Here is a 26632-nt window from a genome sequence, read left to right as displayed (position 1 = left end):
TTGTGTTATCATGGGAGTGAGCCATCGGTAATTCCTCCTGTTATGAAGGTTTTCGTCGACTTAATCATAACGGAATTACCATGGCTTTTGTTTATTTCTTTTGTTGCATTTGATTTTACAATGAACCTTACAAATAAAAATAAAAAAATGTGTAACAAATGATTGACAAAAGGTGTTGTTTGCCGTATGTTGTTCATAGCAAATAATATTAGCATAGAGAAACTTTCTTTGCGTAATCAAACTCCCTTGCTAGTGACTTGGCTAACTGTTTTTCTTTTTTCGCCAAATGTTTGTCTAGACTAACAAAATTAGCATTAGGAAATCCATGCTTGAAAGGAGTGTATCTCGTTGATCCATTTGATTCATCGTCATTTCAAATGGGTATTCTTTCTCGTCTGTGGCCTTGTCCTGTTGGCAGGCTGTAGTTCCGCTGCGGAAACAAACGCTTCAGGTTCCGCTGCTGGAACATCTGAAGGCAATCAGCAGATTCAAGCCGTCGCCACCACGGGACAAGTCGCGGATCTCGTCCGCAACGTCGGCGGTACAAACGTAAACGTACAAGCCTTGATGGGCCCAGGGGTCGACCCTCACCTGTACAAGGCAACTCAAAGCGATATCCAAAAGCTGGAATCGGCTGACATCATTTTCTACAACGGTCTTAACCTCGAAGGAAAGATGGCGGATATTTTCGTTCGCTTGGCCAGCAAAAAGCCCACCGTCGCTGTCACCGAAACGATCCCTGAGGACCGGCTGCTTGAACCGGAAGCGTTCGACGGCCACTATGATCCGCACGTCTGGTTTGACATCTCTCTCTGGAAGCATGCGGTGGAACGCGTGCGGGATGCGCTGATTGAACTGGATCCGGCACATCAAGCAACCTATGAACAAAACGCGGATCAATACCTGAAACAATTGGATGAATTGGATGCTTATGCCAAAAAACAGATTGCACAGATCCCCGAACAATCCCGCATTTTGGTCACCGCCCATGACGCCTTCGGATATTTCGGACGGGCCTACGGGATGGAGGTGCGCGGACTGCAGGGGATCAGCACCGATGCCGAGTACGGCGTCAAGGACGTGCAAAACTTGGTGAAGCTGCTGGTGGATCGGAAGGTCAAGGCGATTTTCATCGAATCCAGCGTGTCACCGAAAGCGATTGAAGCGGTGGTCCAAGGGGCGAAAGAAAAAGGGCATGAGGTGAGGATCGGCGGCGAATTGTTTTCCGACGCCTTGGGTGAAGAAGAAACGCCTGAAGGCACCTATATCGGCATGTTCCGTCACAACATCGACACCATCGTCTCCGCATTACGTTAAACTGCGGAAGGGAGGATACACATGACCTGCGAAGCTTGCCCCGTCGCGGTGGAAAACCTCACCGTGGCCTACCATAAGAAACCGGTATTGAAGGAAATCTCCTTTCAGGCACCGGAAGGAAAGCTGATCGGCATCATCGGTCCGAACGGAGCCGGCAAATCAACACTGATCAAAGCGATATTGGGCCTGGTCCCCCTCACATCCGGACAGGTATACATCTACGGCCAGCCTTACAAGGCCAGTCGCAGCATTGTGGGTTACGTCCCTCAGCGCGGCTCGGTCGACTGGGACTTCCCGACCAATGCCCTTGATGTCGTGATGATGGGCCGTTACGGCCATGCCGGCCTGATGCGCCGCTTGAGCAAACAGGACCGTGAGATTGCCTGGGCTTGCCTGGAAAAAGTGGGAATGAGCGACTTTGCGAACCGGCAAATCAGCCAACTCTCGGGAGGACAGCAACAACGCGTATTCTTGGCACGCGCGCTGGCGCAAGACGCCAAAATTTACTTCATGGATGAGCCGTTTGCCGGTGTGGACGCCGCCACCGAACGGGCCATCATTACCCTGTTGAACGAATTGAAAGGGCAGGGAAAAACGGTGTTGGTCGTGCATCACGATCTGCAAACGGTGACCGACTATTTCGATTGGGTACTCTTGCTCAACCTGCGCAAGATTGCTTTTGGACCGGCCGAAGAAACATTCACCAAGGAAAATCTGCAAAAAACCTATGGCGGCCGCCTGGTCTATCTGGAACAGGAACAGCTAACCCTTTCACAGTGAGGAGAGGCAAAATGGAAACACTTTTCAGTATGTTTTTAGACAAAAATTTTCAGTGGGTCATGATGGCCTGCGTCCTCCTCGGCATCAGCAGCGGCATCCTGGGATGTTTCGCCCTCTTGAGAAAGTACAGCCTGATGGGCGACGCCGTGGCCCACGCCGCCCTGCCTGGCATCGCCATTGCCTTCATCCTTTACGGCGCAAAATCCCTCGGCGTTTTCATCATCGGCGCGGCCATCGCCGGACTAATCGGGTCGCTTTGTATCAGCCTCATCACCCGCTATTCGCGCATCAAACAGGATGCCGCATTGGCCATCATCCTCTCCGTCTTTTTCGGATTCGGCACTGTGCTTCTGACAAAAATCGCCCAGAGCGGCAAAGGAAACCAGGCCGGACTGGACGCTTTCCTGTTTGGCAAAGCCGCCTCGCTGATTGGTTCGGATGTGCAGATCATGGCCATCGTCACAGGTGCGCTCATCCTAGTATCCTTTCTGCTGTTTAAAGAAATGAAACTGTTGGCATTTGATCCCGACTTCGGCCGGGGAATTGGCTTGCCCATGACCTTTCTTGAAGTGCTGCTGATGCTGATGCTGGTTCTGTCGGTCGTCATCGGCTTGCAGGCCGTGGGGGTCGTGCTGATGTCGGCCTTGCTCATCATCCCGGCGGTCGCCGCCCGCTATTGGACGGAAAAACTGCACATCATGGTCATCATTGCCGGTACCATAGGTGCCTGTGCCGGATTTTTGGGAACCTTCTTGAGTGCGCTCACGCCCCGTATGCCCACAGGCCCGGTCATCGTTTTGACGGCGGCTGCCATGTTCGTCATCTCCCTGTTGTTTGCACCAAACCGGGGTTTGGCGGCGAAGATGATACGGCATTTGCAACTGCGCTATGAGGTGAGCATGAACCATATTCTGCAAACCCTCTATGAACTGGCGGAACATGATGTGGTCAACGGCCATTCGATCCGTTCCTACACTCTGGAGCAAATAAAAAAACAACGTCCCATGCCGGAACGGCTTGTAAAGCGGTGTCTCAACAAGCTTGCGCAGCGAGGATGGATTGTGCAGACACAACCCGGCATGTGGACCCTGACTCCGCGTGGCATCCAAGAAGCGTATGCCGTCACGCTGGAGGAACGGCTTGCCGAATTGCTGCTCATTTACGCGGAACGCTTCGGCAACATCAACCCGAACCAAAATGGCACCCGCCTGCAGGATCAGATTCCAGAATCGGTGCTCTCCGAGCTCTGGTCCTATCTCAAGGCGTTGAACCGCGAACCCAAGCTTAACCCTTGACAAACTTCCCACTGACACGCGCATCAAACTTAGGACATCAAACTTAGGATCCGAAAGGCCAATCCACAGAGAGAAAGGAGGTCGCTTCATTTGACACATGCGCTATGGATTATCCTCACCGGTTCACTGGTCGCCGCCTCTTGCGGCTTGATCGGTTGCTACTTGATCCTGCGGAAGATGGCCATGCTGGGCGATGCCATCAGCCACGCCATCCTTCCCGGGGTGGTCTTGGCCTTTCTATTCAGCAACCATCTGGAAACCCTCTATGTGCTCGTCGGAGCCTCACTGGTGGGTTTATTGTCCACCTTTCTCATCCAGCTCCTCCACCATCGCGGCATCCAGTCGGATGCAGCCATCGGCGTCACCTTTACCTCCCTGTTCGCCTGCGGGGTCGTCTTGGTCACTCGTTATGCCGATCAGGTACATCTGGACCTGCAACACGTCCTCTACGGCGAAATTGCCTACACCCCTTGGGACCTGGTCACCTTGTTTGGCATCACGATGCCGAAAGCGGTTTGGAGCATGAGTGCTGTCTTCCTGATCACACTACTCATCGTCGGCATTTTCTACAAGGAGCTGAAACTGACCTCCTTCGACCCGCAAATGGCGGCAGCACTCGGTTTGCCGGTCGCCTTTATCCACTATCTGCTGATGAGCCTGGTCTCGTTGAACACCGTAGCCGCTTTTGAAAGTGTCGGATCCATCCTCGTTGTGGCCATGATCGTGGTGCCCGGCGCGACGGCTTATCTTCTCACCGACCGGCTCCTTACCGCGCTGATCCTGAGCATCGTTTTTGGCGTGGCCTCATCCGTCCTGGGATATGCCGCAGCCGCGGCTTTCGATGTCTCCATCTCGGGAGCCATGGCCACGGTCGGCGGGCTGATGTTTATGTTGTCTTTCCTGTTCTCGCCCCGGCACGGCGTCCTTGCACGAAAATGGGCGCAACGCGCCTTGAGCCGCTCCCATGCGGGATGACACCCATTTCCTTTGCCGAGAACATTTCCCGCAATCCCCGTTCAAAAGGGATTGCGGCTTTTTTGTATTTATTTAGATGATGATAAAAAACTGCAAAATCAAGCGATATCAAAATCAAGCGATATATTCATCTCCTCTACAGATATGATATAATAAAATCGCGATTTTCCGAGCGAGCGCTCAGTTTATTGACGCCAGAAATCGAACGAGCGCTCAGTTGCTAAAGAGCAGGAGGAATCCTACCATGCCGAAACTATTTTCGGAAGAGCATGAGCTTTTTCGCGACACCTTTCGCCGCTTTCTCGAAAAAGAAGCCGTTCCCTATTACGCGCAATGGGAAAAAGAACGGGAAATCCCCCGTTCTTTCTGGAGAAAACTGGGTGAACAGGGATACTTGGTCCCCTGGGCCGAAGAGCGTTATGGTGGCTCGGAAACCGATTTTCTCTATTCCGTTGTGATCGCCGAAGAGCTGGCCCGCGTCGGGGCAAGCCTGATTGGTGTCGCCTTGCACAACGACATCGTCGCCCCCTATATCCAGTCCTACGGCACCGAGGAACAAAAGGCAGCCTGGCTTCCCCGCTGCGTCAGCGGCGAGGCCATTCTCGCCGTGGCGATGACCGAACCGGGCACCGGCTCCGACTTGGCGGCCGTGAAAACCACCGCCATCCGCGACGGCGACAGCTACATCATCAACGGCGCCAAAACCTTTATCACCAACGGCATCCTGGCTGACCTGATACTGGTGGTCTGCCGGACCGATCCGGATGCCCAGCCGCCGCACCGCGGCATCAGCCTGATCATGGTAGAATGCGGCACGCCCGGTTTTACACGCGGCCGCAAATTGGAAAAAATGGGCATGCACAGTCAGGATACGGCAGAACTGTTTTTTGAAAACTGCCGGGTACCTGCTTCCAACCTTCTCGGCGAAGAAGGAAAAGGCTTTTACTACCTCATGGAAAAGCTGCAGCAGGAGCGGTTGATCGTCGCCATTCAGGCCCTGGCCGAGACTGAAGTGATGTTTGAGGAAACGCTGGAATACGTGAAAACACGCACCGCTTTCGGGCAGCCCATCGGCACCTTCCAGCACAACGCCTTCAAAATGGCGGAAATGGCCACCGAACTCGCCCTGGCCCGAAACTTTGTCGAAAACCTGATCCGGGATCACATGGCTGGTCAAGAGGTGGTCACCCAGGTCTCGATGGCCAAATGGTGGGTCACCGAAATGGCCAACCGGTTGGCCTATCAGTGCCAGCAGCTATACGGCGGCTACGGCTACATGGAGGAATATCCGGTGGCACGGCATTACCGGGATCTGCGCGTGAGCGCCATTTACGCCGGAACCAACGAAATCATGAAATCCATCATCGCCAAAAATTTGGGGCTGGCCTAAAAACAGGCCAGCCCTTTGTTCCTAACAACGAATCCCATAACGAAAGGATGGGCAACACAAAATCAACGGTTCTGTTCGAGGTACGGTGTGTAATCAATCCCCTTCTTTTCCAGGTAGGCAAACAGCGCCTTGTGATCCCGCTTAGGCGTGGCCATGATATACCCGCGCAAAATCAAGTCGCGGTCAATCACGTCAGCTTTTTCCTTGAGTGCCAGCTCGCCAATCTTCGCCGCAATGGTCTGTTTGGCCGTATCCCGAAAGGGAGAGGGAACCGGCTTCACCAGGTCGTTGAGCAACGCCTTCCCTTCTTCTGTCCACAAAGAGAGTGTCTGTTCAATATAGTACTGTTGCCAGTCCAGTTCGGACATGCCATCGGCTCTGGGCAGGCTTTTGAGAAACTTGCGGAACATGAAATAGCCGCCGATTGAAAAAAGGACCACCAGCAGAACCATCCAGATCAGGATGCCAATGCCGAACAGTGTTTGTCCCACCAGACAACACCCCCTGAACCATCCTCTCCGTATCCGTCATTCTCATTGGTGATTTTATCACAAGGTCGTGGTACAATCACCTCAAATAGGGAAACGAGAGGAGATATAACGCATGCCGGTGCACGGAATCCACTCTTTTTCGGCAGTGGTTTTTGCCATCCTCATTCTGTTGCCCATTCAGGCCATGCGCCTGCGTCGGATGACACCTGGAAAAATCACCGTCGCCCTCAAACCATGGCGCATTTTCCTGCAAGTGGCCCACCTTTTCCTCGTCATTGCGCTTGTCACAGGATTGCTTCTCAGGCCAGACTTTTCCTCAGTTTGGTTTTGGGTCGTACTGCTCGTTTTCATCGTTCTCGGCGCTTTGCTCGGGATCACTGCCAAGTCGCTGCGTGAAGTGGCCGACACCGCCAAAAGCAGACAGCCCCATTCCCGCCAACTGCAAAAACTGAGCCGTTTCAGCATCCTGTTGGCGCTGTCGGTCATCGTCATGATTCTACTCATGGTGCTTCATTAGTAGTAATACAGCTTCACAAACGCTTGCCTTCCCCGCTTCGTCCTTTTTTCCGTCGGGGAGAACGCTGCAATTGATCACGGAGCCGCACCATCTGTTTCGGCGTGTTGGTAATGATGCCATCAACCCCCATCTGGATCAGGCCTTTGGCAAGATGCAGGTCATCCACTGTCCATGGGTACACATTCAACCCGACCCTGTGACAATCATTCACCAGCTGCGGCGACACACTCGTAAAAAAAGGATGCAACGCCTGCGCGCCGATACGCAAGGCAGTCCCCAGCGGATCGAACCCGTCCGTGTAATGCAGCAGACCGACGGACACACCCGGATCCATTCGTTTCAGCGCTTGCAGCATGCCGGCGTGAAAGGAAGAAATGAGCACCTGATTTATCAATCCGTGCGCCTTGACCAGCCGATGCACCGCCTGCTCCATGCCAGGGTATCGCCCGGGCCCGCCTTTCAGCTCCAGGTTCAGCCATACTCCCTTGCGCTTCGCCCAGCGTAAAACCTCCGTCAAAGCGGGCATCCGTTCCCCCGCCCCGCCAGGGATGGCCTTCAGCTGGCTCCAGGTCAGATGAGCAATCGGCCGTTCGCCATCCGGAGTCATGACGGTTTCATCATGATGAACCACCAGCGTCCGATCCCGGCTCATGTGTACATCCAGCTCAATCCCGTCCACGCCCGCCTGGATCGCCTTTTTAAAGGAAGCCATCGTATTCTCCGGCGCATGCTCCGGATCCCCACGGTGCCCGATAATTTTGACAGACATCACCCGTACCCTCCATCAGGTCTTGACGTGCCTTTTTCACCCAAGAGATACGTTCAACCAAGACATGCGTTAACATATGTGACGACGGACCAAGAGGTTACAAACGGACCAAAAGGTCAACTCACCCATAACTTCAGGCTATCAAAAACCTTTGCCAAGAAAATCGTGATGATAAACGGCCGCTGGTTTACGATGCCGAGCCATACTCCGTATGCGGCCAGAGACAGGACAAAAAATAAAACAGCATCTCTACGATGTTTCTTCCAAAAGAGCCAAATCAGGACCCACACAACCAACGGCACGAACCATGCATGAAACGCGAACATGTTATCCGCCGGACACCCCCCGCGATTTTTTGAATGCCTTTTTGATCCAAATGGTCACCAGCAGCAAGCCGGGAATGAAAAGGGCAAAGAAGCCGTCGTATATAAACATGTATTTTGATATCCATTCTCCATTTTGGATCGGATTTTCATAAATCGATGAAGCAAGCGCGATAAGGAGCAGATATAATGCGACTAGGATCGGCCACTTCGTTTCCGGACGAAATACCTGGTTCAAGCTCTCATAAGCACCGTATAGCAAGACCAATAATTTGATGTAGATCAGGATTAATAAGATGACGGAAATGATCGAATGAACGTTCACGATCATTTCACCGAGGGAAACTTCCTGTACGACGGTATATACCGGAAAAGTCAGCTTGGAAGCCCGCTCAACCCCCAACAAGCCGATGATCATAAACAGGGTCAGGCTTAACGACAAGGATGCCGTGCCAATCCCCAGAACCAATGATCGTCCCGCACCCTTTTTGACGAACGGATAGAGCATCATCAGGACCACACATTCCATGTAAGGGAAAGCCAGAAAAGGATGACTTCCTTGCATGGTCTTCCAGATATCCGTATGCAATGCCGGTTGGAAGCGGCCCCAGTCCCAATCATTCGTTGCCAACAACAGGACAAACCAAAACGGAAAGAAAAGAAAAGGCGTGACAAATTGGTTCATTCTCGCAATGCTTTCGACACCCTGGGAAACCGTATACGAGGCAACAAACAAAAACATGGTGTGAAAAACGCTCATCGGCGTTTCAGGCATAATGGTTCCGTTCAAAAAATCGCTCAGATTACGCAGCACCCACCCGGTCAGGAGGCAAAAATGGAGGAAGTACAGTATGGAAATCACGATTCCCAAGGGACGGCCCAGCACCGCCATGGGAATTTGCGCCAGGCTTTTTCCGGGATAATGGCGATGAAGGAGCACCCATAACAAGGCGACAACCATCCCGAACGCCCCCGCCCACCAAGGCATCAGCCACGCATCCTGCTTGCCCTGTTCAATCAGTTGCTGGATCAACACGAAAAACGTCGTGCCCAGCAAATAATTGATCGTCAGAAGATAAAACTGCCAGCGCGATAGGATGTTGCTCCCCTCCTAAAATGGTTGGTTGATGCTTCCGGGCTGCAATAATTTCGCGCCCACGTTGATCACCACATCCACATCGTTCAAACCGGCGCTGCCGGGATCAAGTTGCGGCAAATGGCGCCTTACCGTCTCCTTCAACCCCAAAAGATCCCACCCTTTCTCCTTCGTTTTGTTGTAAAATGCGTATAACCCATCGGTGATCTGTTCCTTCACTTCCCTTTCAAGCTGTTCCACATCCTCCCAAGTACGCGGAATGGATTCGGTGGCAAGACTGGTCGAAAGCTCAAGATCCAGACGGATCGATACAACTGGCTTGTTGCGCCGGTATGCGGCTGCTTGATCAAAACGGACTGGCTTCATCACCACGGTCACTTGTTTCCCGCCCACTTTCAACATGATTTTCTGCTCTCCCGTTTCACCGGTCAGCAGATGGTACCAAATCATATCGTTCTCGTTGAGCCGTCCCGCCAGCCGGTAATTCTGAATGACCGCCCCTCCACCGATAAGAAATATGCCTTTATTGGCGTCAATCTCCGCCGCTCGTTTACCGCTGTCATGAAACGAACTTCCCGCTGCCTCCCTGATCAAGGGCAATACGACCGGCCTGGATTGCTGCATCCGTTCGCTGACATCTTTCACCCGGATATGCTTCCCTATGAACAACGAATCCTCAGCCAAAAACCTTAACCTGGATTCGACGGAATCGGAAGGAAGAGATTCGAGCGGCGTATACGTCTTCATGATTTTTGATATCGAACCATCCGCCACCAGCATGGGAATCGAAGAACGGGCGTTTTGCTGCACTTCGATATAATTGACGATGTCGCGAATCCCGTGTTCCGCCGCTCTTTCCGATACGACCACCGCTTTATAATGAGCGACGAAAAGCCTGCGCGGCAATCGTTGATAAACGTTGGATCGGATCTCCCCAAAAGACCGGCCGCTGATTTTGTAAGTGTACACGGGTGCCTGATCCCCCCCTGTCGTTCCCATGGCCGAAGCGCCGCTCAATGGATTGATGACCTGATAATATATCGTTTTTATACCGCTTTCCGGTTCAATATCCGCTCCAATCATGCTGACGAGCGCCAATTGGTTCAGTTCGATTTTGTCCCAGCAGCCGGTCAGAAGGATGGACAGCAAAGCTGGCACGATCAACCCCTTCACGACCGATCCTGTCCCCATATTCACCCCTGGATCACTTCTTTCTTATCAAACTTTTCATATTCTTGGGCAATCGTTTGGGTTTCATCATCGGTCTGGGCAACCGGACAAACACCTCTCTCAAATCGGTTACGTTTACCGGAGCGACAGGCTTCAAGTAAGGTTCGCCGAAGGATTTGAGCGATGCCAGGTGGGCAATCAGAAAAAGCAAGCCGCACAAAATGCCCACCAAACCCATGAAACCGGCCAACAACACGAACGAAAAACGGATCAGGCGCTGAGAGATGCCGAAACTGTAGGTGGGAACGGCAATATTGGTAATTCCCGTAATGGCTACCACGATCACAATCGCGGCGGAGATCAGGCCCGCGTCCACCGCCGCTTGGCCGAGCACGATGGCTCCAACGATGGACAGCGCCTGGCCAAGCGCTCTGGGCATGCGAAGCCCCGCCTCCCGGATGATTTCGAACACCACTTCCATCAGCAACACTTCCGTCAGGGAAGGAAAGGGAACGCCTTCTCGTTGCGCCGACAAGTTGATCAGCAATTGCGTGGGCAACAATTCCTGATGAAACGTGGTGACGGCCACATACATGGAAGGAACGAATACCGCAATAAGAAAAGAAAACAGACGCATCCAGCGGATGAACGTGGCGATATCCGCCCGTTGGTAATAATCTTCCGGTGACGTAAAAAATTCGAAAAACGTCATTGGGGCAATCAATGCGTTTGGCGTGCCATCCACCATGACGGCCACTTTCCCTTCCAACAGCTGCGCCACCACCACATCCGGTTTTTCTGTATTGTTCAACGTCGGAAAAAGGCTCCACATCCGGTCCTGAATATATTCTTCAATAAAGGTGCTTTCCAGTACGCTGTCCGTCTGTATCGCCTGAAGTCTCCTCCTCGCTTCCATGATCAATGCATCGGGAGCGACATGAACCACATACACCAACATCACGGTCGTACGGGTTTGATTTCCGATGATCATTTTCTCAAACCGGAGGTGCGGGTTTCGGAGCCTTTTGCGGATCAAGCCGACGTTGGTTTCGATATGTTCCGTAAACCCTTCTTGCGGACCGCGAACCGTCGATTCGGATTTCGGTTCTTCAATCTGGCGATGTTTCGGACTGACCACATTGATAAAACAAATGCGATCCGCGTGAAAATCGACGAGCGCGCACTGGCCCATCAGCAATGCATCCACCGTATGTTCGAGCAACGCTTCAGGAGAGGTGGACGAAAAGGGCAGCGCACGCACAAAACGGTTCCCGTCGACATGAGGTTGTTCCACTTCCGTGAAGATACCGCCCATCAGCGATTTCATGATATAATCGTCAATCGTCGTTTTATCGGCCAGTGATTCCAGATACATACAATGTACGGTATAATCTTCTTTCGCCAACACAGCCCTAAAAACCAGATCCGCAGGAGAACCCAGTGCTGCTTGAACGTCCCGGAGCAACTGACTCCACTTCTGCTGTCTGTCATTCCTTCTCCGCATCGTCCAACCTCCGGTCTGTACGATCCACACTACTAGTCATTCTCCCCGGATCTTTCCTAATTATTCCTCAAGAATAGTTTGTAATTGTTATAATATTTAATATTCAATTTTTAAAAGCCGGAGCACCTCGTAAATGAATGAATAAATGGAGTAATCCCACGCTTAAAACGACTTTTTATCCCACATTGTTCAGAAAAAACGTAAGCAAAATGGGAGCGTCATACTTCTAAGCCAACTTTATATCCCACTACGTTCAGATAAAACAGTCACAGCGACACAATTAGCACCATTTTGACACTTCTTTATATCCCACTACGTTCAGATAAAACAGGCGGCGGCGCGGCAAGCGTCGCCTTTCTATTTGGCTTTATATCCCACTACGTTCAGATAAAACAATATTCCACAAGGACAATTACTTACTACGACACCGACTTTATATCCCACTACGTTCAGATAAAACAAGCGTTGCTTCGTTCGGTAAACCTCGCCCGTTTCACTTTATATCCCACTACGTTCAGATAAAACCGTTGGGCGGGTAGAGGACGGCAGATACTGTTTCGTGCTTTATATCCCACTACGTTCAGATAAAACCACGTCACTTTGCGGCAGTCAGGACAGACGGTTCCCTTCTTTATATCCCACTACGTTCAGATAAAACGGTGGGCGCAAATGGGATTTTGACACAGCTTTATATCCCACTACGTTCAGATAAAACACTCGTCATACATCGCCAGCAAAGCACCGGAGGACGCTTTATATCCCACTACGTTCAGATAAAACCTGATTTCGCGCATGGATTCAGACAGGCATCCGTTTTTCTTTATATCCCACTACGTTCAGATAAAACCACGTCACTTTGCGGCAGTCAGGACAGACGGTTCCCTTCTTTATATCCCACTACGTTCAGATAAAACGCGAAACGGGGCAGAACCAGACGACCTTATCGATTTTTTCTTTATATCCCACTACGTTCAGATAAAACCGTGGCGTTGCGGAAGGTGGCGGCGGTGTATGAGCGGCTTTATATCCCACTACGTTCAGATAAAACTTGCTGTTACAAATACAGCAGGGTAGCCCCAACTACCTTTATATCCCACTACGTTCAGATAAAACTATGGGGTTAGGTGGATTTTAAGGCTTGCTCAATATGCTTTATATCCCACTACGTTCAGATAAAACTCAACCGTTCCCCGTTCAACCGCACGCCGTTTAACCTTTATATCCCACTACGTTCAGATAAAACGTCCACATCCATGAAATTGGCCAGTTGCTCTGCTTCTCTTTATATCCCACTACGTTCAGATAAAACGTAAAAGAACGCACAGCCACACTCCTGAGCGACTTCACTTTATATCCCACTACGTTCAGATAAAACCCTTGTCCATCCAGAGACAGGAAAGAACGTGAGCGCCCTTTATATCCCACTACGTTCAGATAAAACCCTCTTCCATAAAACTGGTGCCGCATACAGAACACCTTTATATCCCACTACGTTCAGATAAAACGCCCCGTCATCATCTCTGATTTCAGTTTCGTAAACTGCTTTATATCCCACTACGTTCAGATAAAACATTTTACTTAAAAGGGTATTGACTACTCAATAACTTCTTTATATCCCACTACGTTCAGATAAAACGTCCATCCGCATTTGTTCCGCCATACAGCCGCGACAACTTTATATCCCACTACGTTCAGATAAAACGCGGTTGCTTGCGTATAGGTGGCGGGGCAAGCCCGCTTTATATCCCACTACGTTCAGATAAAACGGCCTTGACGAGCGGTTTGTTGAAGACATCCAAAACACTTTATATCCCACTACGTTCAGATAAAACTGTATATGTGTATGCATATGTGTATAGTATTCGTCACTTTATATCCCACTACGTTCAGATAAAACCGTAAAGGGTACGAGATAGGGGCGATATGCAATAGCTTTATATCCCACTACGTTCAGATAAAACAGGAAGCCGCAGCTGCCATGAAAGATAACTATGCGGCTTTATATCCCACTACGTTCAGATAAAACCTATCGTCACCCCAACGAACATAAACACGCTGTCCGCCTTTATATCCCACTACGTTCAGATAAAACATTTTCCGTGAGTTCATTGACGAACCTAACGAACCGGCTTTATATCCCACTACGTTCAGATAAAACCCTGGAGCTGCCTGATTGCGTGACGAACGTGATCCCGGCTTTATATCCCACTACGTTCAGATAAAACCTACACCGGGATGCGCAAGGGCGAGCTCCTTGCCTCTTTATATCCCACTACGTTCAGATAAAACCCGATTCCCAACAGCCGTAAAACCAAGCAAGCACGTCTTTATATCCCACTACGTTCAGATAAAACGCACTCATCACGACAAAGTTTCCGTTCTCATTGCCACTTTATATCCCACTACGTTCAGATAAAACGGCGACGGTTATCCTCGGGGATTATTACTCAAGTCAGCTTTATATCCCACTACGTTCAGATAAAACCAAAAGAGATATGTGATATCATGCGCCGCATGCCAGGGCTTTATATCCCACTACGTTCAGATAAAACTCGTTTCTTGCAATTGCTGTTGCATCTGCCGTTCGCCTTTATATCCCACTACGTTCAGATAAAACCCTTCATCGCCCGGAAAGCAAGCTCTTCGGCCGTCATCTTTATATCCCACTACGTTCAGATAAAACTAACGAGGTGATTACTTGATGATCGACATTAGGGATCACTTTATATCCCACTACGTTCAGATAAAACCTATCGGCATTTCGAGAACCACCTCGTCATGCACACTTTATATCCCACTACGTTCAGATAAAACCCGATACCTGCCACGGCGAAACTGAATGGCTTATCTCTTTGATATCCCACTACGTTCAGATAAAACTTTATACAAAAAATGGAGAACGTCCACAAACTCTATCTTTATATCCCACTACGTTCAGATAAAACACGAATGGCCAGGGCCGCTATGGGTGATGAAACCTCTTTATATCCCACTACGTTCAGATAAAACTATTTATAGATATAAACTGCTCCCAGTCATAAAAAGCACTTTATATCCCACTACGTTCAGATAAAACGAACCGGAGCCGGAGCCGGAACCGGAGCCGAACCCGCTTTATATCCCACTACGTTCAGATAAAACGAAAAGGCATACCCATAAAATCCTCATTCACTTCTACTTTATATCCCACTACGTTCAGATAAAACAACAGATGACAGCCGTTCAAGCGTCAACCGTACAACCTTTATATCCCACTACGTTCAGATAAAACGGTTGGAACAGGCGGGACTCATTGACGACAAAAAGCTCTTTATATCCCACTACGTTCAGATAAAACTGTCGATGACAAGGGTCAACGTAGGTCGGGGATCACTTTATATCCCACTACGTTCAGATAAAACGGTGGTGTCTGATTTGGATTCTGCAATGAGGGGACGGCTTTATATCCCACTACGTTCAGATAAAACCGTCGGAGTCGTCCAGCACGAAGCTATCTACGTGCCGCTTTATATCCCACTACGTTCAGATAAAACAACCGACGAAACTGCAGCTCATGGAACTGGATGCCCTTTATATCCCACTACGTTCAGATAAAACAGTACGAGGAGATGCGGGATAAGTATCTTGCGCCGCTTTATATCCCACTACGTTCAGATAAAACGTTCCCAGCTCAGGAGACGAAGGAGTTTTTGCTTCAGCTTTATATCCCACTACGTTCAGATAAAACTAGCACGTAGACAAGAGGCAGCAGACCAATGATGTACTTTATATCCCACTACGTTCAGATAAAACTGAAAAAGCAAAAAAACATCATCATCCGCGTCGATGCTTTATATCCCACTACGTTCAGATAAAACGCCGAACTGTTCGGCAATTTTTTAGCAGAATAATTGCTTTATATCCCACTACGTTCAGATAAAACGTTTTCCCACTTCCATTCCCACTATTTTTTCGCTAGCTTTATATCCCACTACGTTCAGATAAAACACTCAGCGCAGCGGGTGTACTCGAAACCCGATCACTTTTATATCCCACTACGTTCAGATAAAACACCCCGGCGCGACGCAGTTTTTCCAGGTGCTGATACATTTTATATCCCACTACGTTCAGATAAAACTAGCGACGCGGACGCTACTTTTTTTGTTGCGAACATTTTTTTATATCCCACTACGTTCAGATAAAACAGAGCAGGCGGTAGCTGACGCGAAGAATATTTCCATTTTATATCCCACTACGTTCAGATAAAACCGTTGTACTTTGAAATGCGAGGGATACTGTTTGCGGTTTTATATCCCACTACGTTCAGATAAAACTTTTGGATGTACCTAAAATGGTTCAGCATTTTTTTGATTTTATATCCCACTACGTTCAGATAAAACTGACTTGATCTGGCGCCGGCCGGAGCTGGACCGGCAGTTTTATATCCCACTACGTTCAGATAAAACTCGAAGTGTTTAGGGGATGACATATCACCGCCTTCCCTTTTATATCCCACTACGTTCAGATAAAACTTTCTCCTCGTGATTTGGTAGAACTTTCTGTCTTACATTTTATATCCCACTACGTTCAGATAAAACGAAGCCGATACTGATACTGATTAAGTGCACCACTCACTTTTATATCCCACTACGTTCAGATAAAACAGAATCACGGATGTCACAACTCGTTTCATCGACCATTTTTATATCCCACTACGTTCAGATAAAACCTCAATCAAGTTCAAGTTCCGCTTCTTCGATGTCTTTTTTATATCCCACTACGTTCAGATAAAACGCATACTTCCTCAGAACGAATTCAAGGAAATCCCAGTTTTATATCCCACTACGTTCAGATAAAACACGACCAGCAAAATACCGAAAATGACAAGAAAGAATCAATTTTATATCCCACTACGTTCAGATAAAACCCCCTTAAAGACTTACAGCAAAACTCCTTTATAGTTTAAGGTTTTTGACATTTGTGCCGTCAACTATTTTACATTGTTTTGCAGTAAGGCACCAATCTTTTATTACAAAAATAAAACCAATACGTCAAAAAGTCTTGTCCTATCCCGATTCTGCGTAAGGGAAGCAAAAAAGCACTTCACTGCAATATCATCATTTGTCGTCACCAAACTCAACATATAACTATATAAAACGCGTAAGCTCCTTGGGATCAAGTCCATATTTGTGTGTAAATTCGCCCTCGGTTAGAATACCTCATTCCTTCCCCCGAAGGGGGAGACGCAGGAAGCACGCCCCCTGCTCCCCGTCACTCGCCGTGTGGCATGCCCAGCAAAGGATTGCTGGGCAGTTATAGTGTGTTGAGCAATTGCCTGTCAAGGCCAAATGGAACGCTTCGCGGCTTTGACAGGCTGCGATAGACGTCCGTTAGCCGATACGCGTGACTTTGGCACTCATGTTGGTGACCTGTGATTCGCGCCACTCCAGATATTCACCCATATCCAAATACTTTCTGCCGCTTGCCCATTTCTCATCGATTTCCATGAGCAATGCACCGATCAGACGTATGGCCGATTCACGATTCGGAAAGATCCGAATCACCCGTTCACGGCGGCGGATTTCCTCATTCAGGCGCTCCAGAGCATTGGTGGTACGGAGTCGCTTGCGATACTTTTCCGGCAAAAGCAAGACCGCCGTCGCGTCTTCAAAACCAGCTTCCAGGACTGCCATGGCTTTCGGAGCTTTCGTTTCGTATGCCTCCAGTACCTGATTCAGGAGCAGCCGTGCCGTATCGTGATCAGGTGCATCCAAAATGGCTCGTACCCGGCTATGTACCTCATCCTGCAGCGCTTTCGGCGTGGCATCCAGAATATTGCGCAGGAAGTGTGTCTGGCACCGCTGCCAGGTGACGCCTTGAAAGTTCCTGCGGATGGCTCGAACCAATCCTCCGTGGTCATCCGACACAATCAGATCGACGCCTCGAAGCCCGCGGCTTTTCAGCCAGCCAAAAAATTCACTCCAACTGGCTTCCGACTCGCTGTCGCCAAGCATCAAGCCCAATACCTCGCGATATCCGTCGGTGTTGACACCAATCCCGATAAGAGCGCCTCGGGACCGCACTCGACTTTCTTCCCGCACTTTGAGTACCAGCGCATCAACGATGACAAAGGGAAACGGGTTGTCATGAAGCGGACGGTTGTTCCAGGCCGTCACGACAGGATCGAGACGCTTGCACAATTCCGACACCGTGGATTTCGAAAACTCCGTACCGCATAACTCTTCCGTGATCTGGGCCACTTTTCGAGTCGACACTCCGTTGACCACCATCTCCATCAAAGCCAATACCAGAGCTTGTTCGCTGCGTTGGTAACGGGCAAACAACTCCGTTGAGAACTTTCCGTTACGAATTCGGGGAACACGAAGCGTAATGGTGCCAACACGAGTGGTTAATTGGTGCGGATACGTCCCGTTTCGATATCCTTGGCGTCCTTCCGTCCGTTCGTAGGGCTCTGCCCCCAACTGTTCCGTTGCCTGGGCTTGCAACACTTGGTTCAATACGGATTCCAGCAGCTTGGTTACTCCCGCATCCTGCGAGTTACTAAGAAAAAGTTGATGCAACAGTTGCGAATCTACGGTAATCTGATATTGAGCCATTTCAAATTCCCCTCTCCTTGGAATGTTGTCAGGTCAACTACATTCTAACCGAGGGGAATTGAAAATGGCTCTCTTTTTTTACAGAGAGGATCCAATTTTACACAATTATACGGACTCAACTCTCCTTGGTTACCGCTTTAGGATCTGCAAGCACGTTTATAAGAACAACTCATCCATATTCTTTTCTTGCCCAAACACGTTCTTACGAATATGCCTTGGATTTTCCACTTGATATAAATAGATAGAATCCTCTTCTTTGTCTATAATTCGTTCCAGTTCACTAAGACACTTCATTAGAAGGCCCTTCGTGATTTCCCCTTCAAATACGGAATTCTGTGTCCAGGTTAGATACTCCCGTAATTTCTTGCATACCTTTTGAACCCTCTTTTCTCCCACATCATAGGTGATGATCACGAACATAAGCTAGCCCCCTATTGAATCCTGCTATCACCACCAGGCTTTTAACGGCTTATATGTTTCATCACCGATCACATGTTTTATCAACTTATAACATTCCAGGCGAATAAAATATCGATATGAAACGTTTCTTTTTAACGTACGGTGCCTGATGGTGGTATCCAATTTTTTCTGCCATTCCGTAATAAACCGCTTTTGTCCTTCTTCATTTAGCAAAACCATGCCATCTAGTGAATAGAAATGCTTATGATTGATGATGCGATTATTGATTGATGAAATGAGCACCGAATCCACAATCAAGGGTTTAAAAATTTCAGCCAAATCAAGACTCAACGAAAACCGCTTGCTAGAAGGTTCATGCAAATAGCTGATCGTCGGATCCAATTGTGTCTTGTAAATCTCAGAAACAATGGCCGAGTAAACCAAGGAATTGCCAAAAGAAATGAGCGCATTCAAAGGATCTGTCGGTGGCCGCTTTTCCCTGGCCTCAAATACAAAGCCATGATTCAATATGTTATTAAATGACTGATAGTATATTTGACGAATGCGCCCCTCGATCCCCATGAGCTCTTGAATGGTTTGAGCATCTTCCAACTTGGTTGCCTCGGAAAGAATGGTATCCACATAGGCTGCCGTTTTTTCTTTGTACCTTCGCAAAAGCCTCAGCATATGATGAATGCCACCTTGCAGAAAGGAGCGTGCCAGATACATTCGCTTGCCGTAATCCAGATAATGAGCTGTTTGCTGAATCACTGTATGCCCAGAAATGTTTCGGGGGCGTGGATAAAACGTCCCCGAATAAAACCCGTAGTAATTGTAAAAATGAATCCGGATTCCATATTGGCTGACAAGATTGAGTAAAGAGGTATTAAGATCAACCTGACCCATGATGTGAATGTTATCCGCAACAGCGACCGGCAAAGGTTTGGAATGTCCGTCTGAATCGACAAAGTATAAGGTATTATCCTTTCGCTTTAAATTTCCATTTGAAAAAATATAGTAGTCCTTCATTCTTCCTCACGCTCCATTGCAAAGCAAAATTCATAGTAGGAACACTTGGCGCAATACCGGAGCCTTTTCAATGGGGGAGGTGTTGGCAAGGCGATAATCTCTTCAATCTCTTTCATCATTCGTTCCAACTTTTGCTCATCTTCAAAACTCAGTACAATTTCTTCGGTTCTTCGTTCTTTCGGATAACTGATCAACCCCTTTTTTTGGACACCCCTGCGTTTGAGTTCATACAGGTAAAACAGCATCTGCCATCGATCCGCTTCCTGCATTCGGCTTGTCAGTTTCACTTCGCGCACATATTCTCCATCAATCGCATCAATCTTAAATCGGTTATCAATCAGAATCTCTTTCGACTCAAGGTACGGATAGGAACGTTCATGAAGCAACTTTCCTTCAAACACACGATCGCTTTCTTGCTCCATTGCAATCCCTTTGTCAAAAAGCCAAAGCTTCCGTCGACAGACCACATAATAATGCACATGCACCCCGGTAATTGCTTCACTCAAAAAGGCCCCCTCCATCTTCCACAAATTGACACGTGAACAAAAACAGCAATTTTAGAGGAAAGGATCGTAAGTATTCAGCAACAAACCTTTTCCTCTCAGATTTGTCTCATCAAAATCGTACCCCGCCTCGACGAGGTAAATGTGCTCCAGTCCCTCGGGCAATGCCATGGATAACTTGTTCCGCACCTGATTGTACCGCACACTGACCGTCCAGCGTTCAATCTGCCTTCTTAATTCGTGACGTTGAGAAAAGGTCTCCGCTTCTTTGTATTTCTGGATCAGCGGTTCAATTGCATCCCAAAGAGGCCGGGGCAGCACCATCACTTGTTCAATATCGCGCAATTTTTCTTGCGCTTCTTTTCTGTCCATTTGATATGGATCCAAATTGTCAAACCAGTCAAGCGCCTCCTCTAATTCCTTTAAAAACGCGCTCCCTTTCAGACGGTGACGGGAATACAGTTCCCTGACCATTTCCACCTTGGCCGGTTCATCCAATACTTTCCCATCATAGTTTTTCAGAAGTTCCAATCCTTCCTCTACAAGAAACCGATCATAGACGCTCGGAACCCCGGACAATTCCTGGGTAAACACATACACGTTGGCTTGCCGCTCCGTCCATAGACGCTTCCGGTAGCAGCGTCCCAGGCGCTGAAACAAACTGTCAAGCGTCGACAACTCGGTAAACAGCCAGTCAAAGTCCACATCCAAGCTGGCTTCAACCAATTGCGTGGTAATCCAGACACCCGACTTCTTTCCCCGCTGCTTGTTGAACTCCAGCAAGAATCGTTCCAGTCGCTGGCGATCGCCAAGGGTAAACAGGGCATGCAGAAGGTACACCGGAAAATTTGCCGGCACTTGTTTAGACAAAAGTTCATAAACGCGCACCGCCAGACGGACGGTGTTGACGATAACCAGAACTTGAGAGGTTCTGCCTTTTTCGATGATTTCCTCCAGGGCGTCTGTGATCGGTTCATCCCGAAGCTGAATGCGGTGGCGAACAATACTTGGATCGAGAAACTGGCCCTCTGCAATCATCTCTCGCGGAATATTCCCACGTTTACGCAGCTTGTCCAAATAAATTGCGGGCATCGTCGCAGTCATGATCATAAACTTGCCGCCGACGTGATGGATCATCTCCAGCGCCCGAATCAGCATGGCCACAATCTTTGGATCGTAAGCCTGGATTTCGTCAATCACCACTTTTGAATAGGCCATTGTCGCCAATTCTTTTTCAAAACCGCGATACAGAAAGGGAAACTTCAAGATTTGATCGATGGTGGTCAGCACCAGTTTGGAGGCAAGGTGGCGGGACTGATTTCGGATCTGCTCCCAGCGCTCCTCTCCCTTCTCCGTCAAATAATCGACACTGGCGGAATGCAAAAGCCCTGCTGCGGGGTACCCAATTCCTTTCGGATCGGTGATTCGCTCATAAATGGCGTTGATGCTGACTCGAAGCGGCAATGTGAAAAAAGCCTTGTCCTGGCCAATCCAGAACAAGGCAGCTTCTGTTTTTCCCATCCCGGTCTGGGCAATTGCAATAACATGCCTGTCCTGGTGGGAAGCGGCAAATTGTTGGAGCTCGTTTGGCGTAAGTCCTTTTTGCATGAAATAACGTTTGGCATACGTTTGAATGTGCTGTTCCACGTCAGCTTCAACAGTCAAATAATCAGAAGGGTCGGAGGCCGTGTGGTCTAGACGGTGCAATAACCCTTTCAACATCACATAACGCCAGAAAAGTTCGCCGTCCGTAGGGCGCAATCGTTTTCTCAACCGGTCGACAAAGCGGTAAGATATCTCTCCCTCCGGAAAAATCAAATCCATATGGGCAGCCAGATCTCTCAGGCGTAAACGGATGTCCTCTTCAAGAACGCGCCGGATGGCCTCTTTTTCGGGCAGTTGATCACGCTCATGATGATAACCCACCGCAAGCGTCAATAAATATAGCTCCTCTTTCGTCAGGTTCAATTCACGTTGGGGAATTAACCCTGCAGAAAGATAATTATGAGGAACCTGTTCGTCGTGTACGGGCTGAACCGGTTCAAGCTTCAGTTGATCCTGCAAACGCTTTTGCACGCGGTATTGAAATGCAGAGTCCGCCTTTCCGACATCGTGATACCGCACAGCAATCTCAAGCAGTTCCCACATCCGCCGATCCATCAGCGGCATCCGATCACCATACTGATTCTTTAGCCACTCCATCATCTCCAGCAGTTTGTCCGTGTGTTCACGGATCGTCTGCGGCGGATTCGATTTGGCAAGAAACATCTCCCTCACCCTCAAAAATCAATTTCTGGAAAAAGAAATACCAGTTCGCCATGATCGTCAACCAGCAAATCGCCCGGATCAAACGTCGTTCCTTTAGGAACATACCCCACGTCGACAGTACGCCAGTGGCGGACACCGTTGCGGATCTCATAAGTCCAATTCAAACGATAAGGAATGCTTTGAGTTTCAAAGGATAACTTGTCTACAGGGACATACGCGTCATAGCTGTTCTCCTTCGATTCAGAAAGCTCCTCCAGATCAACCAAACCATACTCGTCTACCCGCACCAAATCTTCCCAACGTCCCAGACTGAAATGGGTGCTCGCTGTTTCAACCTGTTGGATCAACCGATGTAAGATTGCTTCCTCAGTTACCACGTGAATCAGCAGTTTAACACGATATAACAAGTGAACATACAACGGCATCTGAGTCATGTCGGAAAATTGATATTCCTGAATCCCGGGAAGCCCGTCGAGAATCAGAGGAAATTCGTTGCTCTGCTGTTCTTTCACAAAATAATGGGCTTGATAATCCAGCATTTTTGCCTCATAGCTGCCCTGAATGCTGAGGTGCATCGGGATCAGTTGTTCTGCCCCAAGCAACGCGTGCAACCAGCCTTTCACTGTTGAATAAGGAGGCAGGGGATACGTCTCCCCCACCTTAAACGCAAAAGGTTTCTTATAACAAGCCGTCTCCTGAAACAAACCAAGACGCAACGCTTTCATCCGTTGGTCACCCCATAGGCTTCTTTCACTTGTTCATCCAATGTCTGAAAGAACTTTTCTACGGACATCACTCTATCCCCATATGCATCTTCAAATTCCCGTTCATTGCTGAAGATGCCCCGAACCATGCCAATCTTTGTCTGCTCACCCACCCCGCGTCCGGCAAAAGTGAGTTCCATCGTATCGTCAATAGGCTTCCGGTTGACACCCCAACCATCCCTTGTCTTCTCCAAGCGAATCTTCCCGAGGAAAAAGGGATTGGCTACATGGTACAGCCCACCGATGACGAACAGCGGTGCCAAGTTCTCCTGCCGCCCTTTGATTTCACGGTTGAGGACTTTCAAGATAGACAGCAGTTGGCACACCCGTTCCGCTTTTTCCTCTGCAGGCAATCGGATTTCGCCGTCCATCCCCACACGTTCCAAATCAACTGTACAAGTATACGTATAAAAACTCAGATGTTGTTCAATATTGGCCAGGTTTGGATTCTCTCCAATCCGCGCAGCCAGTCCCATGTTGTTCAAAAAGTCCATGTCGCCCCGGTAGGGTTCCAGACTGACAGCATGGCTAAGCCGGACAACGGCCGGACGTTTTTCTGATTGTTGAGCTGTTTTCAAGTAGCCGAACAGATCCATCTCCACCGATTCCTGAATCGTCACATCTTTGCGAAACTGGACCACACCACTCGACTTGTCCACCGTATCCAGATTCCAACCATACAGTTGATTGCCAATCCGGATGATGTCGTAACGCAGGCTCTGGCGCGAGGCGAACGTATACACCTCCCCATTGGCGCGGTGAAACTTTTTCAACTCCGAGATATTGGCCATACCTTCCCCGTAATTCAGCGCATTGGCTTGAAAAATCACAGTCATCGACAATGCTTTACTCATGTGTGATCTCCTCCTCCACAGCAACTTCTCCTTCTTTTCCAAAATCGGTTGACAAAAGACCAGCCACAAACGCGTTCCCCACAGTTGCAAAATCCACGTCTTTTTCGTGCAAGGCATTCAAGAATACCGGGTTGATCGGCTTGTCCACCGACATATGCAGGCGAAAGAGCGAATCCATAAACGCTTTTTGATTGCCTGATTTTACCGCATTCAGCAATCGATAGGCCAAACCGGTGATTTTCTTGCTCGCGGAAGCCGCATAAGGCTCCCCTTCTCCGCGTGTCCGCTCTGCCTGTTCATAAACCTGGCGGATCTCCCTTCCGCTGCGGTATAAAGAATAGACCAGCTTGTCCTGCTGCTTCATATCCTTCACCCCTTCTCCAGATTGTCGTTTATACTGCATGATGCGATGCCGTTCCCTAGTTGCGACATAAATGTTGGTAGCGCTTCGGCTGCCTTCCGCGACTTGCCTTTTGATTTGCTGAAAAATCACATGTTTGGGATCCAATCCATAGAGAACAGCGCGAACAAACTGTTCCCGGAAGTCAAAGGGCCAAATGTCATCCAGTTTCTTACCGTGTTCATGAAAATAGCGAGCCAGATACTTCGGCAAATGGTAATAATCCATCAATGTCTTCTTGCTTTGGTAATCCGACGAAAATTCGATGAAAAACAGATGGTTCACCACAAACTGGCTTTCTTTCCGTACATCCTCAATCAGGGTACTGATGATTTTGTCAAAAGGATCCTGGCGATCCTTGTGATTTTTGAACGCATTGTTCCGCCTCAGGATATCTTCGAAGGTGCTGTCAGTCTGCACAAAACCGACATATGTGCGATACTCTCCCTGTTCCAGGCTGCCGTCACGACGTGTATAGACAGCCCCACCCGCCGGCGCGCAGAAGAGGACCAGCTTGGCCAATGATGAAATCGGCACCGGCTGTCCGATATCCAAGTTCCAGTGAAAATTGTACGCCTTGTTCCGGGATACGCCCAACGGTGAAAAGGTCATTTCTTCGAAATTGTTAAAAGCGATCTGGCCAGGGATCAGGGAGCACTTTGGCATATCTTCTTGCAGGTAAGACCGCATCTTCTCAAGGGACAACTTTTTCATCTTTCGCTTGAGACTACGAAACGGCCCATAATCGGCATGTTCATTCAGATAAGACAACAACTCGTCAGGAGATTGGGCATGCTGCAAACACTCCGACAGGCCCGTCTCCAATAGAACAGGCCGAATATAATCTTTGTGAAATTCTTCAATATGTCCCTGAAGATCCAAAGCGTTTTTTGAAACATTGAGAAAAGATACTTGACCAAAAAAAGAATTCATCACTGCCGCTTTAAAGTAATTTAGGGTTAATTTTTGGTCGACCGGTTCCCGCTCCAACACGCGAAGAAATTCCTCAGTGCATTGCCTTAGTTCCTCCAAATGTTCCAGCTTCTTGACCGACTTGAGACGTTCCTGAACCTTTTCCAATCGCTGGGCTACCTCGCCTGGAAAATACTTGACAATCTTTTTTGTATTGTCGTTGATCAGCTTTTTGACTGCGGAAAGGGCATTGCTAAAGTACTCTTCCCTGCCTGCCCATTTCAATTGTTCTGTCAGGCGTTCCTTCTCTCGCTCTGCAATGCTGTATTCATCCAACATGTAATGAAAGAATGCTTTCGGCAGGTACACCAGCGCATCGGTGTCGATCTCCACACCGGTCCGGTGCTTTCTAACGAGCGTGCTGGCATCTTCAGGGATATGCCCCTCCTTCAAGCCAAATTCAACAATCCGGCACAAGCCGATTAGACCCATGGTTAACATCCAGTCTCCCATGTCCACCCGGATCTTCACACTCTCACCTCCCTGCTCCAAACGCTTAATCAACCTGCAACAGGCCAAACCCCTGATTTCTTCTTTTTGACAAACCCAATTGATAAAGTAATTGCAAATCTTCTGGATGCCCTGTCATGAGCAACCTGCCCTGGTAGGCAGTGAAAAAAAGATATTGGGATTGACCAAATCTGTCTTCAAACTCGTGATTGCGCTCCTTGATCACCACTTTCTTCATCTGAAGCGGTTTCACGCGCAGCGGGGATTCCAAACCGTATCCCCGGTATGCTCGCAGAATCAGATCGGCCAAATATTGCAGATGCAGTTCGTACTCAGGAGAATAAGGCGCAATCGGTTTGCCATTCTCATCTTCTACCAACAAGGGTGACTGTGTCCGAAAGACGACCGACGGTTCACGAATCGTCACTTCAGGCAACAGACGAATCGCCTTTCGGTTGAATACATATTGCTTATAATCAAAGCGCTTCATTTTTTGCAAACCATTATAAAGATGAAGCAAAAATTCGTGATCGGGAGAACTGATTGTCAAATGGCATTCGTCCAGGTGTATCTGATCATTTTCAATTCTGAAGTTCTTTAAAAAAGGAGCAAATACAAACGGCTTTGTCTGCTGTCTCCCTTCGTAAAGTCGCATGTAATAATCCTCATCTGAAATGCGTAAGGACTCCTTAATCAAGGATACCAAACCCATGCGATAGGCAATCGGAAGCTCTGAAATCTGAAAGGAACAGAACAAACGCACCGATGTC

Annotated in this window: 21 protein-coding genes and 1 CRISPR repeat array; of the genes, 6 read left to right on the top strand and 15 right to left on the bottom strand. The window is 48.7% G+C overall.

The genetic code is table 11. From position 1 onward, the window contains the following. Positions 1 to 360 precede the first annotated feature (360 nt). The 5 genes from BAA01_05535 (at position 361) to BAA01_05515 (ending at position 5757) form a co-directional block, all read left to right on the top strand. Positions 361 to 1317, top strand: a complete 957-nt coding sequence (locus BAA01_05535; protein OUM88567.1) for a manganese transporter — start codon at positions 361 to 363, stop codon at positions 1315 to 1317. Positions 1318 to 1338: 21 nt separating this feature from the next. After that, a complete protein-coding gene (locus tag BAA01_05530; protein ID OUM88554.1) occupies positions 1339 to 2097 on the top strand; it encodes a manganese ABC transporter ATP-binding protein in 759 nt (252 codons plus the stop codon). 11 nt (positions 2098 to 2108) lie between these two features. Continuing rightward, a complete protein-coding gene (locus tag BAA01_05525) occupies positions 2109 to 3392 on the top strand; it encodes a hypothetical protein (protein ID OUM88553.1) in 1284 nt (427 codons plus the stop codon). A gap of 90 nt (positions 3393 to 3482) precedes the next feature. Next, positions 3483 to 4367, top strand: coding sequence for an iron ABC transporter (locus BAA01_05520; GenBank protein OUM88552.1), 885 nt, complete (start codon positions 3483 to 3485; stop codon positions 4365 to 4367). A gap of 244 nt (positions 4368 to 4611) precedes the next feature. Then, complete coding sequence (locus BAA01_05515; protein OUM88551.1) at positions 4612 to 5757, top strand: acyl-CoA dehydrogenase; 1146 nt, start codon at positions 4612 to 4614, stop codon at positions 5755 to 5757. Positions 5758 to 5819: 62 nt separating this feature from the next. Here the strand turns inward: BAA01_05515 and BAA01_05510 are convergent, their stop codons facing one another. Next, positions 5820 to 6209: a hypothetical protein gene (locus BAA01_05510; GenBank protein OUM88566.1), complete on the bottom strand. Its 390-nt coding sequence runs from the start codon at positions 6207 to 6209 to the stop codon at positions 5820 to 5822. Between the two features lie 151 nt (positions 6210 to 6360). On the opposite strand from BAA01_05510, the gene BAA01_05505 reads away from it, so the two are divergent. Then, the gene (locus tag BAA01_05505) at positions 6361 to 6765 is read left to right on the top strand and encodes a hypothetical protein (protein OUM88550.1); all 405 of its coding nucleotides are present in this window, start codon (positions 6361 to 6363) and stop codon (positions 6763 to 6765) included. A 13-nt stretch (positions 6766 to 6778) separates the two neighbouring features. Here BAA01_05505 and BAA01_05500 read toward each other — a convergent pair whose 3' ends face one another. From BAA01_05500 to BAA01_05435, 14 genes are all read right to left on the bottom strand, one after another. After that, positions 6779 to 7534: a hypothetical protein gene (locus BAA01_05500; GenBank protein OUM88549.1), complete on the bottom strand. Its 756-nt coding sequence runs from the start codon at positions 7532 to 7534 to the stop codon at positions 6779 to 6781. Between the two features lie 116 nt (positions 7535 to 7650). After that, positions 7651 to 7860: a hypothetical protein gene (locus BAA01_05495; GenBank protein OUM88548.1), complete on the bottom strand. Its 210-nt coding sequence runs from the start codon at positions 7858 to 7860 to the stop codon at positions 7651 to 7653. 1 nt (position 7861) lies between these two features. Next, positions 7862 to 8956 carry a spore gernimation protein gene (locus tag BAA01_05490; protein ID OUM88547.1) on the bottom strand — a complete coding sequence of 365 codons (1095 nt, stop codon included), beginning with the start codon at positions 8954 to 8956 and terminating at the stop codon, positions 7862 to 7864. A gap of 12 nt (positions 8957 to 8968) precedes the next feature. Next, entirely contained in the window at positions 8969 to 10144 is a 1176-nt protein-coding gene (locus BAA01_05485; GenBank protein OUM88546.1) for a spore gernimation protein GerC, read from the bottom strand. A 13-nt stretch (positions 10145 to 10157) separates the two neighbouring features. Then, positions 10158 to 11627 (bottom strand): spore gernimation protein, encoded by a 1470-nt coding sequence (locus BAA01_05480; GenBank protein OUM88565.1) that lies wholly within the window; start codon positions 11625 to 11627, stop codon positions 10158 to 10160. Positions 11628 to 11798: 171 nt separating this feature from the next. Further along, a CRISPR array of direct repeats spans positions 11799 to 16533; the repeat unit is 28 nt; unit sequence TTTATATCCCACTACGTTCAGATAAAAC. Positions 16534 to 16996: 463 nt separating this feature from the next. Further along, on the bottom strand, positions 16997 to 18223 hold the full coding sequence (locus BAA01_05475; GenBank protein ID OUM88545.1) for a transposase: 1227 nt from the start codon (positions 18221 to 18223) through the stop codon (positions 16997 to 16999). Positions 18224 to 18379: 156 nt separating this feature from the next. Beyond that, the gene (locus BAA01_05470; protein ID OUM88544.1) at positions 18380 to 18643 is read right to left on the bottom strand and encodes a CRISPR-associated endonuclease Cas2; all 264 of its coding nucleotides are present in this window, start codon (positions 18641 to 18643) and stop codon (positions 18380 to 18382) included. 27 nt (positions 18644 to 18670) lie between these two features. Continuing rightward, positions 18671 to 19651, bottom strand: coding sequence for a subtype I-B CRISPR-associated endonuclease Cas1 (locus tag BAA01_05465; protein ID OUM88543.1), 981 nt, complete (start codon positions 19649 to 19651; stop codon positions 18671 to 18673). Continuing rightward, complete coding sequence (locus BAA01_05460; protein ID OUM88542.1) at positions 19648 to 20172, bottom strand: CRISPR-associated protein Cas4; 525 nt, start codon at positions 20170 to 20172, stop codon at positions 19648 to 19650. Before BAA01_05460 ends, BAA01_05465 begins: the two co-directional genes overlap by 4 nt. A gap of 36 nt (positions 20173 to 20208) precedes the next feature. Next, positions 20209 to 22422 carry a CRISPR-associated helicase/endonuclease Cas3 gene (locus tag BAA01_05455; GenBank protein ID OUM88541.1) on the bottom strand — a complete coding sequence of 738 codons (2214 nt, stop codon included), beginning with the start codon at positions 22420 to 22422 and terminating at the stop codon, positions 20209 to 20211. Positions 22423 to 22433: 11 nt separating this feature from the next. Further along, the gene (locus BAA01_05450) at positions 22434 to 23147 is read right to left on the bottom strand and encodes a type I-B CRISPR-associated protein Cas5 (protein OUM88540.1); all 714 of its coding nucleotides are present in this window, start codon (positions 23145 to 23147) and stop codon (positions 22434 to 22436) included. Further along, a complete protein-coding gene (locus tag BAA01_05445) occupies positions 23144 to 24040 on the bottom strand; it encodes a type I-B CRISPR-associated protein Cas7/Cst2/DevR (protein ID OUM88539.1) in 897 nt (298 codons plus the stop codon). Before BAA01_05445 ends, BAA01_05450 begins: the two co-directional genes overlap by 4 nt. Next, complete coding sequence (locus tag BAA01_05440; protein ID OUM88538.1) at positions 24033 to 25883, bottom strand: type I-B CRISPR-associated protein Cas8b1/Cst1; 1851 nt, start codon at positions 25881 to 25883, stop codon at positions 24033 to 24035. The genes BAA01_05445 and BAA01_05440 overlap by 8 nt, the downstream gene beginning before the upstream one ends. Positions 25884 to 25908: 25 nt before the next feature. After that, on the bottom strand, positions 25909 to 26625 hold the full coding sequence (locus BAA01_05435) for a CRISPR-associated endoribonuclease Cas6 (GenBank protein OUM88537.1): 717 nt from the start codon (positions 26623 to 26625) through the stop codon (positions 25909 to 25911). Positions 26626 to 26632 lie beyond the last annotated feature (7 nt).

Source organism: Bacillus thermozeamaize (assembly GCA_002159075.1).
Taxonomy (GTDB): domain Bacteria; phylum Bacillota; class Bacilli; order ZCTH02-B2; family ZCTH02-B2; genus Bacillus_BB; species Bacillus_BB thermozeamaize.
This window is presented reverse-complemented; position numbering and strand designations above follow the sequence as displayed.